The organism is Sphingobacterium multivorum (genome assembly GCF_039511225.1).
GTDB lineage: Bacteria > Bacteroidota > Bacteroidia > Sphingobacteriales > Sphingobacteriaceae > Sphingobacterium.
In genome coordinates, this window is record NZ_CP154261.1 from 2,665,975 (window position 1) to 2,679,915 (window position 13,941).

General features: G+C 42.1%; 10 protein-coding genes and 1 tRNA gene. 7 read left to right on the forward strand and 4 right to left on the reverse strand.

All coding sequences use genetic code 11. The features are described from left to right. Positions 1-14 precede the first annotated feature (14 nt). Together AAH582_RS10850 and AAH582_RS10855 are read right to left on the reverse strand one after the other, a co-directional pair. Positions 15-1,595, reverse strand: a complete 1,581-nt coding sequence (locus AAH582_RS10850; RefSeq protein WP_343322145.1) for an ATP-dependent DNA ligase — start codon at positions 1,593-1,595, stop codon at positions 15-17. Between the two features lie 3 nt (positions 1,596-1,598). After that, complete coding sequence (locus tag AAH582_RS10855) at positions 1,599-2,600, reverse strand: ligase-associated DNA damage response exonuclease (protein WP_343322146.1); 1,002 nt, start codon at positions 2,598-2,600, stop codon at positions 1,599-1,601. A 144-nt stretch (positions 2,601-2,744) separates the two neighbouring features. Here AAH582_RS10855 and AAH582_RS10860 point away from each other — a divergent pair, with 144 nt between their 5' ends. From AAH582_RS10860 to AAH582_RS10880, 5 genes are all read left to right on the forward strand, one after another. Beyond that, positions 2,745-4,211, forward strand: coding sequence for a hybrid sensor histidine kinase/response regulator (locus AAH582_RS10860; RefSeq protein ID WP_046676078.1), 1,467 nt, complete (start codon positions 2,745-2,747; stop codon positions 4,209-4,211). Between the two features lie 7 nt (positions 4,212-4,218). After that, complete coding sequence (locus AAH582_RS10865) at positions 4,219-7,821, forward strand: response regulator (RefSeq protein ID WP_343322147.1); 3,603 nt, start codon at positions 4,219-4,221, stop codon at positions 7,819-7,821. Beyond that, complete coding sequence (locus tag AAH582_RS10870) at positions 7,811-8,206, forward strand: response regulator (protein ID WP_343322148.1); 396 nt, start codon at positions 7,811-7,813, stop codon at positions 8,204-8,206. The genes AAH582_RS10865 and AAH582_RS10870 overlap by 11 nt, the downstream gene beginning before the upstream one ends. Continuing rightward, positions 8,207-9,037, forward strand: coding sequence for a CheR family methyltransferase (locus tag AAH582_RS10875; RefSeq protein WP_343322149.1), 831 nt, complete (start codon positions 8,207-8,209; stop codon positions 9,035-9,037). A gap of 70 nt (positions 9,038-9,107) precedes the next feature. Then, positions 9,108-9,473 (forward strand): response regulator, encoded by a 366-nt coding sequence (locus AAH582_RS10880; RefSeq protein WP_046676081.1) that lies wholly within the window; start codon positions 9,108-9,110, stop codon positions 9,471-9,473. Positions 9,474-9,614: 141 nt separating this feature from the next. On the opposite strand, the gene AAH582_RS10885 is transcribed toward AAH582_RS10880, so the two are convergent. Next, positions 9,615-10,364 (reverse strand): NUDIX hydrolase, encoded by a 750-nt coding sequence (locus AAH582_RS10885; RefSeq protein WP_112374665.1) that lies wholly within the window; start codon positions 10,362-10,364, stop codon positions 9,615-9,617. 309 nt (positions 10,365-10,673) lie between these two features. On the opposite strand from AAH582_RS10885, the gene AAH582_RS10890 reads away from it, so the two are divergent. Beyond that, positions 10,674-12,986 carry a glycoside hydrolase family 3 protein gene (locus AAH582_RS10890; protein WP_343322150.1) on the forward strand — a complete coding sequence of 771 codons (2,313 nt, stop codon included), beginning with the start codon at positions 10,674-10,676 and terminating at the stop codon, positions 12,984-12,986. A gap of 144 nt (positions 12,987-13,130) precedes the next feature. Here AAH582_RS10890 and AAH582_RS10895 read toward each other — a convergent pair. Further along, positions 13,131-13,204: transfer RNA gene (locus AAH582_RS10895), tRNA-Arg, on the reverse strand. Positions 13,205-13,389: 185 nt separating this feature from the next. Here AAH582_RS10895 and AAH582_RS10900 point away from each other — a divergent pair. After that, positions 13,390-13,908, forward strand: a complete 519-nt coding sequence (locus AAH582_RS10900) for a YceI family protein (protein WP_046676084.1) — start codon at positions 13,390-13,392, stop codon at positions 13,906-13,908. The last annotated feature ends 33 nt before the right edge of the window (positions 13,909-13,941 follow it).

Below are 13,941 nucleotides of genomic sequence, written 5' to 3' on the forward strand. Positions count from 1 at the left end.
TATGAAGCTATGCCTTATTGTATCAACTTTTTAATATCTTCAAGACTATCGATCTCTGCGGCGGTCTTGTCTTTTCGCCAGCGTAATATCCTCGGAAAACGTAGCGCTACACCAGATTTATGACGTTTGCTGTATCCAATGCCTTCAAAGGCAATTTCAAAAACTAGTTCAGGTTTAACGGTTCTTACTGGGCCGAATTTCTCTAATGAATTCTGTTTCACAAAGCGGCTAACTTCTAGAATTTCCTTGTCTGTAAGACCTGAATAGGCTTTTGCGATCGTTACAAGCTGATCATCATCCCTTATGGCAAAAGTATAATCGGTATAATGGGCACTTCGGCGGCCACTTCCTTTCTGTGCATAAATGAGGACAGCGTCTATGCTCATGGGGTTTACCTTCCATTTCCACCAGTCGCCTTTTTTGCGGCCGGCATGATAAGCGGAGTCCTTTTTCTTGAGCATTAGTCCTTCGCTGTTTACCTCGCGCGAGTTTGCCTGTATGTCTTGGAGGGCTGGCCAGTTTTGCACCTGTATTAAGGGGGAAAGCTGTAGCGTGCTGTCTGAGTTTGCGGCTGAAAGCTGTTCCAGTTGTGTGCGTCTGTATGCAAGAGGCTTATCGCGCAGATCGATACCATCCAGTTCGACAATATCATAAAGGTAGACTGAAATAGGTACTTCTTCACGCAGCGACTTTGGAATGGTCTTTCGGTTGATTCGTTTTTGCAGTTCAGAGAAGTTGAGGACACGGCCGTCTCTGACGGCGAGGATCTCACCGTCAAGCACAAAGCTTCCTTTCCATTGTTTGAGGGCTTCGGTAATTTCAGGGAACTGCGCTGTCACGAGTTCCTCTCCGCGAGACCAGATATGTATTTCATCTTCGCGCTTGATGAGTTGGCCGCGTATACCGTCCCATTTGTATTCTGCCTGCCATTCGGCTAGGGAGCCTAGCTCTTCGGGGCCCTTTTCTAAAGGATAGGCAAGGCAGAATGGATAAGGTTTGGAGCGGTTGGTATCGCTGTAAGCGCCATTGACGAGTTTGTCGAATTCTACCGCATGCGGATTCCATTCGCCCATGATACTATGCGCTACTGCGCTTGCTTCGCTGTTGGTGTACTGCGCAATTGTATTGATTAATCCCTTATCCGAAACACCTAACCTGAAGCTTCCGCCAAGCAGCTTATTGAAAATGAAACGCTCAACGGTATTTAGTGCATTCCAGGAACGAAGAACAAAAGCTTTTTTTTGGGCTATACTGTCATCCCGAATGGCAATGATCTCGTCCATCCATTCACTCAGACTTTTTTCGATCAGCTGTGACGGTGGTGGGAGCAGCAGCGACAAGGTCTCGGCCAGATCACCTACTGCAGCATACGATTCTATAAATAACCATTCGGGGATTCCTGTGATTTCCAAGGTCCATGTTTTGAGATCCTTGATCGCGATGCTGCGTTTTGGTCTTTTGCCAGTCATCAGGGCAAGAAACCAAAGTTTGTCTTTTTCGGAAGCCTGGTTGAAAAAGGTTAAAATAGCTTCTTTCTTCGAGTTGGTCTTATTGCTGCTGTCAAGCGCATGGATCAATGTAGCAAATTCTTTCATACGCTATTCTGTTGTTTGGGTTTGAGGGTCCTCTTCATCTCCGTATTGCGTCTTAACTTCTTCGGCCTCAATACCGATTTCATTCAGATATTTGGCAAATGTTGCCGTCTGTCCGTGTGTGACATATACTTTTTCGGCAGCACTACCACGTATCGCCTGCAATAAGCCCTGCCAGTCGGCATGATCGCTGATCGCAAAGCCGGCATCAGCGCTGCGCCATCGCCGTGCGCCACGGATTTGCATCCATCCGGAGCAGATCGCATGGGCGACATGCGGTATTTTCTGTAGAAGTTGACTGTCCAGCAAAGCGGGCGGCAGCAGCACAATTTGATTGTCAAGCTGCTTGAGCTCCGATTTTAAATCGGCGATGCGGTAATTTGGTAATTTTATACCTGCTTGACTATAGGCTTCGTTTAGCTTGGCAATGCTGTAATGAACGTATACGGGACCCATCTCATGAACAGCATTGAGAATGCGCTGTGATTTTCCAAGCGAATAGCCAATAAACACGGAGGTTTTTTTGTTGTTTTGGTTGTTTTTAATCCAGGCTTGTAAGCGTTCATTTTGCTGTTCGACAGACTCCCAGCGGTAAATGGGGAGCCCAAATGTACTTTCCGTAATAAGCTCATGGCACTTTATAGGTTCAAAAGGCGTGGACAAGCCATCATTCTGAATCTTGTAATCCCCCGTAAAAACCACAACTTTACCTTTATGTTCCAGGCGTATCTGTGCAGAGCCAATGATATGGCCAGCAGGATGTAAAGAGACTCTGACACCATTGATGTATATCGCTTCGTTGTAGGCAAGGCCCTGAACCTGGATGTCTGGACCTATGCGGCTGCGTAAGATATTGACTGTAAAATGATGACAGAGGTATTTCTTCATTCCCCAATGGGCATGATCTGCGTGACCATGAGAGATGACTGCCAAATCAACTGGCTGCCATGGATCAAGATAAAACTTGCCCGGAACACAGTAAATACCTTTTGATGTAAAACTTATCATTATTCATTAAAACAGGGTTTCGTGGACTAAAGTTTTACTTATTTGCTGTGTTTTCAATTTACTGTTGTCTTTGCGTATTTATGTTGGGGGTATTCAGTTAATTTTTTTAGATTTGTTAACCTTGATGCTAAGTTTTAATACACTATGATATTAATTGTCGATGATAATCCGGATAATATATACTCTTTACAAAAATTGCTGGAATCCAAGAATTTTAAAGTTGACACCGCTCAATCTGGGGAAGAAGCTTTAAAAAAGATCCTAAAAAATAATTATGCATTAATCATATTGGATGTTCAAATGCCGGATATGGACGGCTTTGAAGTCGCCGAAAATATTGCCGGATTTAGTAAGACAAAGGAAACACCGATCATATTTTTGTCTGCGGTCAATACAGATAAAAGATTTATTACGAAAGGCTATGACTCCGGTGGTTTGGATTATGTTACCAAACCTGTTGATCCCGATATTCTGATGTTGAAAGTCAAGACGTTTTATCGGCTTTATGAGCAAACGCAGGCATTGAAAGATGTTCAGCAGACGCTGGAGCTGGAAGTGGAAAGACGAAAGCAGGCGCAGCAGGAGCTTCGATCGAAAGTAGACTATTTGCATACGCTCTTGGAATCGCTTCCTCAAATTGCATTTACTTGTGACAAGAGCGGCAATATTGATTTTGTTAATGGCCGCTGGTTTCAATTTTCTGACGACGCCACTATTTTTCCGCAGACCTATCCTGGAGATCGGTCTATTGCTGCCGCGCTTCATGGTAGCCTTCAGTCAGGTGAACCTTTGGAGATGGAAGTTCGCTTGAAAAAGAGCATTTGCGGTGAATACTCGTACCAGTTGTTACGTGTATGGCCAATCCTGCAGAATAGCGAAAGTAACTGGATAGGGACTTTTACCGATATTGACGCACAGAAGCGGGCGGAAAAAGAGAAAGATGAATTTCTGAGCATTGCCAGTCATGAGTTGAAAACACCGTTGACAAGTATAAAGGCTTATATGCAGTTGCTTGACCGTAAGTTGAAATTGGAAGAGGAAAGTGCGGAAGCAAAGTATGTTCATCGGGTGCAAGGACAAATAGATAAACTCAACAGTCTTATATCGGATCTTTTAGATCTATCAAAAATTGATAACGGGAAGTTGCTTATCAATAAAAAAGTATTCTCACTTGAGCATATGGTGAAAAGTGCCGTCGACTCCATTGTTCAGACGCATGACCAAAGCAGCATGAAGCTTATTCGAACCGGTGATATCACAGCGGTACAAATATACGGTGATGAGATCCGTCTTGAGCAGGTATTGGTGAATTTCTTGACGAATGCATACAAATATGCTGCAGGTACAGAAAAAGTCATCGTTGATTGTACGGTTGTCGATGACGCCGTGAAGATCAGTGTAATCGACTTCGGAATAGGGATACCTGCGGAGAAGCAAGCCGATGTTTTTGAGAAATTTTATCGTGTGGAAGAAACGTCATTTGACTTCCAGGGACTCGGGATAGGCCTTTACATCTGCGCCGAAATTATACGAAGCCATCAGGGAACGATTGGTGTGGAGAGTTCGGGTGAGCGTGGTGCAACCTTCTATTTTACCTTACCATTAAATTAACTTAGGAATGCCAAATAGTAAGACACTCAGTAATCTAACGTGGGGGATCGGTTTTTCATTGGTCGTGCTGCTTATTAGTTCTACAGCATCCTACATTGGTATACAGGAACAAAATAGGCATCGCCAGGAGCTTGCGGTAACAAGAAAAATTATTAGCACTTCAACTAGTTTACTTGCTTCTTTACAAGGGGCTGAAACCGGAAACCGGGGCTTTCTTCTGACTGGGAAAGAAAGCTATTTAGAACCTTTTAATAATGCATTAGAAAGTTTGCCCAAAGAATTGCAGGAGATAGAAGCACTCACCAAGCAGGATCCGGTACAGAAGGTTCGGGTAGACAGTCTTGTAATTGCGGCAAAATGGCGGCTCGACATTTTAAAGCAATCAGTTGCAACGAAGAGAAAGGGTGGCGTGTTCGGCTTAGCGCAACTGGATGAGAGTAAAATGGCCATGGACAAGTGCCGCGCAATTATCAAGGATATTAATCAGTATGAGGAAGATAATATCGATAGGAAATCGGCTAATCTGGATAATTCTTCGTTTATTACAACCTTGTTTATTGTTATCAGTGCCTTGCTTTCCCTTATTATTACCAGCTATTTTTATTTCAGATTACGTGCCGACTTTTTAAAACGTGCAGCACTCGAGAAATCATTACGTGAGAAGGACGAAGGTATTTCTAGACGACTAAATTTGGTTCAGAAGATCACAAACCGGATCGCTTTGGGGGATTATGATGTCAAGGCAGAGGAGATCGGAGACGATGATCTCGGCGAAATTGCGAAAGCCGTCAATAGGATGTCCAAAGCGTTGAAAAAATCGTTTGAACAGCTAACAGAGAATGATTGGCTTCATGCGGGCTATGCTAAACTTTACACTGGATTAATGGGGAATAAGAGCGAGCAAACAATTGCTGCGGATTCCATCAAAAGCCTTGTCGGCTATACCGGTGCTATCAGTGGTGCGATCTATATTTTTAACGATGACAAGTTGGAACTTTCTGGGACATACGGTTTGGATATGCAGACACAGCAGTATTTTTTACCAGGCGAAGGCTACATCGGACAGGTATTTGTGGACCGGGAATCTAAGATACTTCAAAACCTGCATGCTACGGATTACGTGGTTAGCTTTGCCAATGGAAAGATCCATGTGCAGCATATTATTTTTTTACCGATGCTGGTTGATGATCAAGTGCTGGGTGTATTGGAAGTTGGCCAAATGGAGAGTTTTACTGCGGTAGAACAAGTATTTTTGACTGAATGTGCCCGACAGATTGGTATTGCACTAGTTTCAGCAAAAGGAAGGGCGAAAATCCAGACATTGTTGGAGGAAACACAGGTACAGTCTGAAGAGCTATTAACGCAACATGCCGAGCTTGAAAGCCTAAATACTGAATTGGAGGCGCAGACATTGCGTTTGCAGTCTTCAGAGGAAGAGCTCAAAGTGCAACACGAGGAACTGATGCAGTCCAATCAAGAACTAGAGGAACGCTCACGATTGCTTGAAGATAAGAATTTGATGATTGCCGAACGAAATCAGGAAATTCAGCAGAAAGCAGAAGAATTGGCGCTGAGTACTAAATATAAATCTGAGTTTTTGGCTAATATGTCCCATGAACTCCGTACACCACTCAATTCGATATTGCTGCTATCTCGTTTGCTATCGGAGAATGTAGAGAAAAACTTAAATTCAGATCAGATTGAATCAGCTAAAGTCATTCAAAGTTCAGGGACGAGTTTGTTAACCTTGATTGATGAGATTTTGGACCTATCGAAAATTGAGTCCGGTAAAATGACCTTAGATTATGCGTCGTTGGATCTGCATGATATTTTGTCCGATTTGAATAGCCTGTTTTTACCCATTGTAAAGGAGAAGGGTTTGGCTTTTAAGACGACTGTCAGTGCTAAGATCGCACCTCGCTTTGAGGGAGATCGGCTTCGCATCGATCAGGTACTCCGTAATTTGATTTCAAATGCGATAAAATTTACCAAAGAAGGCGAAGTACGTCTGGAAATCTATGAAGATCCAAGTGATCACGATCGATTGGTATTCGCTGTAGTCGATTCGGGTATTGGTATACCACTTGAAAAGCAGAAAATTATTTTTGAAGCCTTCCAACAAGCTGATGGCTCAACGAGGCGGAAGTTTGGCGGTACTGGCCTAGGACTTTCTATTAGCCGGGAGATTGCACGTTTGCTTGGTGGAGAGATCAGGTTGGAAAGCGAAGTGGGTAAAGGTAGTACCTTTTTGTTCATTATTCCGAAGTCCAAAGTTGAAGTTAAAGAGATATTGACGAAGGAGCAGCAATTGGTTGAGGAGATATCTTCGGAAGTAGAAGAGGTGATTGAGATTGTTAAAGAAGATACCTATAATCCGGTCACAATTAGGATCCCCGAGGAGATTCCAGATGATCGAGATACGGTTGCAGAGGGAGACAAGGTGATTTTGATTGTGGAGGATGATGTTAATTTTGCCAAGGCACTTTTGAAATATACACATACACAAAACTATAAAGGTGTAGTTGTTGTTCGTGGTGACCATGCACTTCCAGCTGCGCAGAAGTATCATCCAGTTGCTATTCTGCTCGATATTCAATTGCCAATTATGGATGGATGGGCTGTCATGGATCAATTGAAAGGTAATAAGGCTACGCGGCATATTCCAGTGCATATCATGTCTTCGCTTGAGGTGAAGAAAGAAAGTTTATTAAAAGGGGCGATCGATTTTATTAATAAACCTGTTGCGTTGGAACAAATGACTTCGGTATTCCAAAAAATTGAATCGGCATTAAGCCGTTCGCCGAAGAAGGTGCTTATTGTTGAAGAGAATCCAAAGCATGCAAGTGCATTGTCTTATTTTTTAAGTAGTTTTAATATATCACTTGAAGTAAAAGATAATGTTTCGGATAGTATCACTGCTTTACGTACAGCAGATGTGGATTGTGTGATTTTGGATATGGGTGTGCCTGACGAAATGGGATATCATACGTTGGAAGCCATCAAGCAGCATGAAGGACTGGAGAACCTGCCGATCATTATCTTTACAGGTAAGAATCTGTCCAAAGCTGAAGAATTGAAAATTAAGAAATACGCAGACTCCGTTGTTGTAAAGACGGCTCATTCTTATCAACGGATTTTGGATGAGGTCGGCTTATTTCTTCATTTGATTGAGGTTAATAATTCAGACGACGCAAGAAGGAAGAACAATGGACTTGGTGCGTTGACCGACGTGTTGAAGGGCAAGAGGGTCCTTGTTGCTGATGATGACGTCAGGAATATCTTCTCGATGACTAAAGCGTTGGAAAAATTTCAAGTGAAGGTAATTCCTGCAATGGACGGTAAGGAAGCGTTGGAAGTATTGACATCAGGAGAACCTATTGATATTGTATTGATGGACATGATGATGCCCGAGATGGATGGTTACGAAACTATTAAGAATATCAGACAACATGTAGATTATGCCAGACTACCAATCATCGCTGTTACGGCAAAGTCAATGATCGGGGACCGTGAAAAATGTATTCAGGCAGGCGCGTCGGACTACATCTCGAAGCCGGTGGATATTGATCAACTACTTTCTTTATTGCGTGTGTGGCTATATGAAAATTGAGGATGAAGGATTTATGGATCAGAATAAGGTAATATTAATTGTGGACGACGATCAACGCAATATTTTTGCATTGCGTTTGACGTTGAAAGCGAAGGGATATCAAGTGTTGAGCAGCACGAGTGCAAGCGAGGCTATCGAGATCTTGGAGACGAATAAAGGTGTAGCGCTGATATTGATGGATATGATGATGCCTGAAATCGATGGCTATGAGGCGATTCAGCTGATCCGAAATTCGAGTTTGCTGGGCAAAATTCCAGTTATTGCCGTGACAGCGCAGGCGATGAGTGGAGACCGGGAGAAATGCTTGGAAGCTGGAGCCCAGTCTTATGTCTCGAAGCCGATTGATGTTGATAAATTGATGGGTGAAATTGAACGGTTAATCTAAATGTTGGGCTATAGTATCATAAAAGACCATGAAATAGATATTTTGCTTGAAGATATCTATCGCGACTACGGGTATGATTTTTTGCAGTATAGCCGTGCATCGATGAAGCGGAGGATTAATCGGCTTATGACGAATGACCGTTTGGCAAGTTTTGCTGAACTTCGCTTTATGTTGAAGGACAACCCCGCATTTTTGCAGCACTTTGTTGAAGAGATTACTGTCAACTTAACCGAGATGTTTCGGGATCCCTTATTCTTTCGTCAACTGCGGGAGGAAATTTTGCCGCAATTGGGGACATACCCGTTGATCCGTGTATGGATTGCTGGATGCTCCACAGGAGAGGAAGCTTATTCGATGTCCATTTTGCTAAAAGAGGCTAATCTGTATCACAAGTCATTGATCTATGCAACGGATATTAATCCCCGGGTACTCGATATTGCCCGAAATGGTGTATATCCATTGAGCCAGATAAAATCTTTTTCCGAAAATTATATAGAATCTGGAGGAAAACAGGACTTTTCGAAATATTACACAGCAAATTATGAATGGGCAAAATTCGATGCCGATCTTAAGCAAAAAATGATTTTATCTACCCATAATCTGGTATCAGACACATCATTTAATAGCTTTCAATTAATCCTTTGTCGGAATGTGTTGATCTATTTTAATAAAGATTTGCAGGAGCGTGTTTTTAAATTATTTGACGCGAGTCTAGAAAATTTAGGATATTTGGCATTAGGTAGTAAAGAAACCATACGATTTTCAGGTATTCAGCATAACTTTACAGCTGTTGGGGATCAAAAGATTTGGAAAAAACTTTATACCTTATAGGGGATTGCAGGCAGGCATGAATCTTTTGTGCCTCATGTAAAACAATGACGGTATATATAAACTATTTTATATGAGTAAAACAAAAACTGTATTGATATTTGAGGACGATACCATTATTTTGGAGGTTATAACGGTTGTTTTGACTGATTTGGGGTTTCACGTTGAAGTTTCGGAAACTTCACATGATATTATCCAAAAGGTGGAATCTGCAGAGCCCGATCTTGTTTTAATGGATAACTGGATTCCAAACATAGGTGGGGTTGAAGCAACCAGATTGCTTAAATCAGATCAGCGTTTTAGCCATATTCCCGTAATTTACGTGTCGGCAAACAACGATATTCAATCCCTGGCAGATCGTGCCGGAGCAGATGATTTTCTATCTAAACCTTTTGATTTGGAAGATTTGGAAAATATTGTCAATAAATATATTGCATAGATCAATTTAAGGTTAGACTTAAAGGCTGCAAATCTCAGATTCTCGCAGGTTAGTTTAGTCGATGGAAGTATGCTGGTCTATGCCAGCAGCAATTAGCTTTTGATCTATTATGTATTTGGTAAAAATGTATCGGTGATCTGACTACCAGGTATTTAGACCTTCCTGTAAAATAGTGTTATAGGTCTCCACGTTGAATTTATAGAGATCAGGAGCTTTATGGGCTCCGCCTTTCCGCTGTTCGTCAAGTTTTTGGAGGATACCCATATTTTTCATTTTTCGATAAAAATTGCCACGATTAAGTTTCTTACCAAGCACTGTTTCATAGAGTCCTTGCAGGTCGGTCAGTGTAAACTTGTCCGGTAGCAAATTGTATCCTATTGGTTTATAAGAAAGCCGCTCGCGAAGAGTCCGGAGAGCCTTGTTGATGATTTTGCGATGATCCATAGTGATATTGAGCTCAGTGATGTCTCTAAAGTCGATCCACTGACAAGTCTCACTTAAGGAATCAGGTTGAGGAATTACGTGTTTGTAGTTTACAAGCGCGTAATAACCAATTGAAATAAATCGCTGTTTGTTCCACAATGTGTCTGGGTAATCTGCAAAGGATTGCTGGCTGCGCTGTGGGCATCCAAATACCGCAAATTCTTCCAAGAATATATCCTTGACACCTGAGCGTTCGTAAAGTACGCGTTTGACCGCCTCGTCCGTATCTTCCTCTTTCCCTACATAGCCACCAGGCAGAAACCATTCTTTATTATAATTCATTTTTAGCAAAAGGATTCTCAAGGAACCTTGATCGAAGCCAAAGACGACGGTATCCACAGAAATGTGAGGTAGAAATTTTTCATAGCTCTCTGCTGATGCGTTAATAAGCTGTGTTCTGAAATCCATATAACTGCTGTCTTTGGGTTAATATTACAAAAAAATATCGCAACGAGAGGTAAGTTGCGGGATAAAACTCGAACAATTCCTTATGCAAAAATTACATTAGGTGCTTTTTTGATAAATCAATTTATTGGTAATTAGTTGTTTGTGTTATTTTGTTGATTTTATTTTGTAATTGAACAAAAAGATTGTACACTTGTATTGCTTCATTATGAAGCAATGTAAATAACTGATTATAACGTGTTAAGCCAAATGTTTTATTAGCCGTGAGGCGAATGTTTGACTACAAACTCATGTATTAAACTAACAGATTTTATGAATGTAAGAAACCTACTATTCGCTTCATCTTTCAGTCTATTTTTAACTTTTTCAGCACACGGCCAGGTTTATCAAAAGATTGAGAATCAGTATGGCCCTGTTCTGGGGTACTCAACAGCTTCGGGCGTGAAGATCCTAAGTATTGCTGGAAATAAATTTAAGGATCTCAATCGAAATGGAAAATTAGACCGTTATGAAGACTGGCGTTTGACAGCAGAGGAGCGAGCTAGAGATCTCGCCTCAAAATTGTCTGTTGATCAGATTGCTGGGCTTATGTTGTATAGCAGGCATCAAGCTTTACCGGCACCGGCCTTTGGATTTATGGGAGGCACTTATCAAGGAAAAAACTATCAGGAAGGTCTAGTTTCACCTTGGGCTCTGACCGATCAGCAGCGTGAGTTTCTGGAGAAAGATGGGCTGAGGCATGTCCTGTTGACAGCAGTAAAAGATCCAGAGACCGCTGCCCGCTGGAATAATGAGTTACAAGGTTTTGTGGAAGGCTTGGGATGGGGGATTCCGGCGAATAATAGTTCCGACCCACGTCATAATGCTGTTGTCAGTGCAGAGTTCAACGCTGGGGCAGGGGGGCAAATTTCGATGTGGCCGGATGGGCTTGCGATGGCGGCGACATTCGATCCAGCTATCGTCAAACGTTTTGGGCAAGTAGCGGCTACGGAATATCGATCCTTGGGCATCACGACGGCATTATCACCACAGATAGATTTGGGTACCGAACCGCGTTGGTATCGTATCGGTATGACTTTTGGAGAGAGTCCCGAGTTGACAACAGCGATGGCTAGAGCTTATATCGATGGTTTTCAGACATCGAGTGGAAAAGACGAAATTGCCTTAGGCTGGGGCTATAAGAGTGTCAACGCTATGGTGAAACATTGGCCCAGTGGTGGGCCAGGGGAAGGTGGTCGGGACGGCCATTGGGCTATAGGAAAATTTGCGGTATATCCAGGTGATAACCTGAAGCAACATATTATGCCATTTGTCAATGGAGCTTTCCAATTGGCTGGAAAGACGAGCAAGGCAGCCGCAGTTATGCCGTACTATACGATTTCTTTTGGTCAGGACAAGAAAAATGGTGAAAATGTGGGAAATGGTTATAGCAAATATTTGCTTACAGACTTGCTGCGTGGCACTTACGGTTACGATGGTGTGATCTGTTCGGACTGGTTGATTACGGGGGATGAAGCACCTAAGCCTGATGGATTTGCAGGCAAACCCTGGGGGGTAGAACAGTTGTCGGTGGCAGAGCGTCATTATAAGGCATTAATGGCAGGCGTAGATCAATTTGGTGGCAATAACGATAAGGCTCCTGTATTGGCCGCTTATGAATTGGGCGTGAAAGAGCACGGACAGAAATTTATGCGGCAACGGTTCGAGGCTTCTGCCAGAAGGCTTCTGTTGAATATTTTCCGAGTAGGACTCTTTGAAAATCCGTATTTGGATGTCAAGGAGAGCCAAGCTACCGTTGGAAATCCGCTCTATATGAAGGAGGGATACGAGGCACAAGTAAAGTCAGTTGTTTTACTAAAGAATAGTGATCAGCAATTGCCTATTCGTGGACGGAAGAAAGTTTATGTTCCGAAGATGTATAGGGCAGCAATGAAAGATTGGTGGGGAAACTATACACCGGCACGATTGGAATACCCTGTCAATATTGATCTCTTGCGGAAATATGCAGATTTAACCGATAACCCTAGTGAAGCTGACCTTGCAGTCGTGTTTATACAGAGCCCGATCAGTGCCGAAGGTGGATATAGCGAAAGAGATCGCAAGAATGGTGGAAATGGCTATGTTCCGATTTCCTTGCAGTATGGCACTTATACAGCCTCAGATGCACGAGCGGAGAGTATTGCCGCGGGTGATCCTGTAATCGATCCATCGATTAAGAATAGGTCTTATAAGAATAAAATGGTGACTGCTGCGAATGTGATGGATCTTCAAACAATATTGGATACGAAGGATATGATGAAGGGTAAACCTATTTTGGTGTCTGTGACAGCAAACAAGCCCATGGTATTTGCTGAGTTTGAAAAGGAGGTATCAGGTATTATTCTAAATTTTGGAGTATCAACACAGGCTGTATTGGATGTTATGTTTGGAAAGTATGAACCTTCCGGTCTATTGCCTGTTCAAATGCCCGCAAACATGGCTACAGTTGAGAAACAAGCTGAGGACGTGCCTTTTGACATGGAAGTGTATGTTGATCAAGCAGGACACGCTTACGATTTTGGTTATGGTTTAAACTGGTCGGGAGTCATTAAAGATAAACGCGTAGGAGAGTTTGTGAGGAAATAATAGGGGCAATTTAAAAAGTGAGAAGGGGAGATAGGTGGAAGATCAGTACGACTTGTTATCATTTTCAAGCTTGCGTATCTATCGTGGATATTTTGAGATTGATGTATAAAAAAAGCCCCTTTGTTATACAGAGGGGCTTTTAAGTACGCCAATCAGGATTCGAACCTGAGACCGTCGGTTTAGAAAACCGATGCTCTATCCAGCTGAGCTATTGGCGCGTCGTTTTCGGTAATGCAAAAGTAGACATTTGTGTTATATTTCCAAAATATCACTGACTTTTTTTTGTGGTTTTTCAATAACTGATTGCTTTTCAATAAGATTATTTTATTGATGTAGGTCAAACAAATTGAATAAAACTGCTGTTAACTTTGTGTTGTTAAACAAATAGAAAAAACATAAAATTATGGCACAAGGAAAATGGGAACTAGACGCTGCACATAGCGAGATAGAATTCAAAGTAAAACACATGATGATTACAAACGTTAAAGGAAACTTTGACAGTTTTAAAATAGATGTTGACGCCGAGGGCGAAGATTTTAAAAATGCCCTTGCGAAAGTTGTTATTGACACGGCATCGATTAATACACGTAATGAGCAACGTGATGGTCATTTAAAAAGTGCAGATTTCTTTGATGTAGAGAAATATCCAGCAATTACATTTGAAGCAACGAGCTTGGAGAATAATGAAATTAAGGGAAATTTGACAATCCGTGACGTTTCTAGACCGGTGTCTTTCGACTTGGAATTTGCGGGTATCCAAAAAGATCCTTGGGGAAATACGAAAGCTGGATTTATTGTAGAAGGAAAAATCAAACGTTCAGAATTTGGCCTTAATTGGAATGCGGCGTTGGAAACAGGAGGGGTAATGGTAAGTGACGAAGTAAAATTTAGTGCTGATATTCAGTTTATAAAAGCTCAATAAGCGCAATATATAAAATAAAATTTGGTGGGAGTG

Excerpts from the sequence above, each read along its gene's own strand:
- AAH582_RS10880 (WP_046676081.1), top strand. The coding sequence starts at position 9,108 with ATGAGTAAAACAAAAACTGTATTGATATTTGAGGACGATACCATTATT.
- AAH582_RS10900 (WP_046676084.1), top strand. The coding sequence starts at position 13,390 with ATGGCACAAGGAAAATGGGAACTAGACGCTGCACATAGCGAGATAGAA.
- AAH582_RS10875 (WP_343322149.1), top strand. The coding sequence starts at position 8,207 with ATGTTGGGCTATAGTATCATAAAAGACCATGAAATAGATATTTTGCTT.
- AAH582_RS10850 (WP_343322145.1), bottom strand. The coding sequence starts at position 1,595 with ATGAAAGAATTTGCTACATTGATCCATGCGCTTGACAGCAGCAATAAG.
- AAH582_RS10885 (WP_112374665.1), bottom strand. The coding sequence starts at position 10,364 with ATGGATTTCAGAACACAGCTTATTAACGCATCAGCAGAGAGCTATGAA.
- AAH582_RS10870 (WP_343322148.1), top strand. The coding sequence starts at position 7,811 with ATGAAAATTGAGGATGAAGGATTTATGGATCAGAATAAGGTAATATTA.
- AAH582_RS10890 (WP_343322150.1), top strand. The coding sequence starts at position 10,674 with ATGAATGTAAGAAACCTACTATTCGCTTCATCTTTCAGTCTATTTTTA.
- AAH582_RS10865 (WP_343322147.1), top strand. The coding sequence starts at position 4,219 with ATGCCAAATAGTAAGACACTCAGTAATCTAACGTGGGGGATCGGTTTT.
- AAH582_RS10860 (WP_046676078.1), top strand. The coding sequence starts at position 2,745 with ATGATATTAATTGTCGATGATAATCCGGATAATATATACTCTTTACAA.
- AAH582_RS10855 (WP_343322146.1), bottom strand. The coding sequence starts at position 2,600 with ATGATAAGTTTTACATCAAAAGGTATTTACTGTGTTCCGGGCAAGTTT.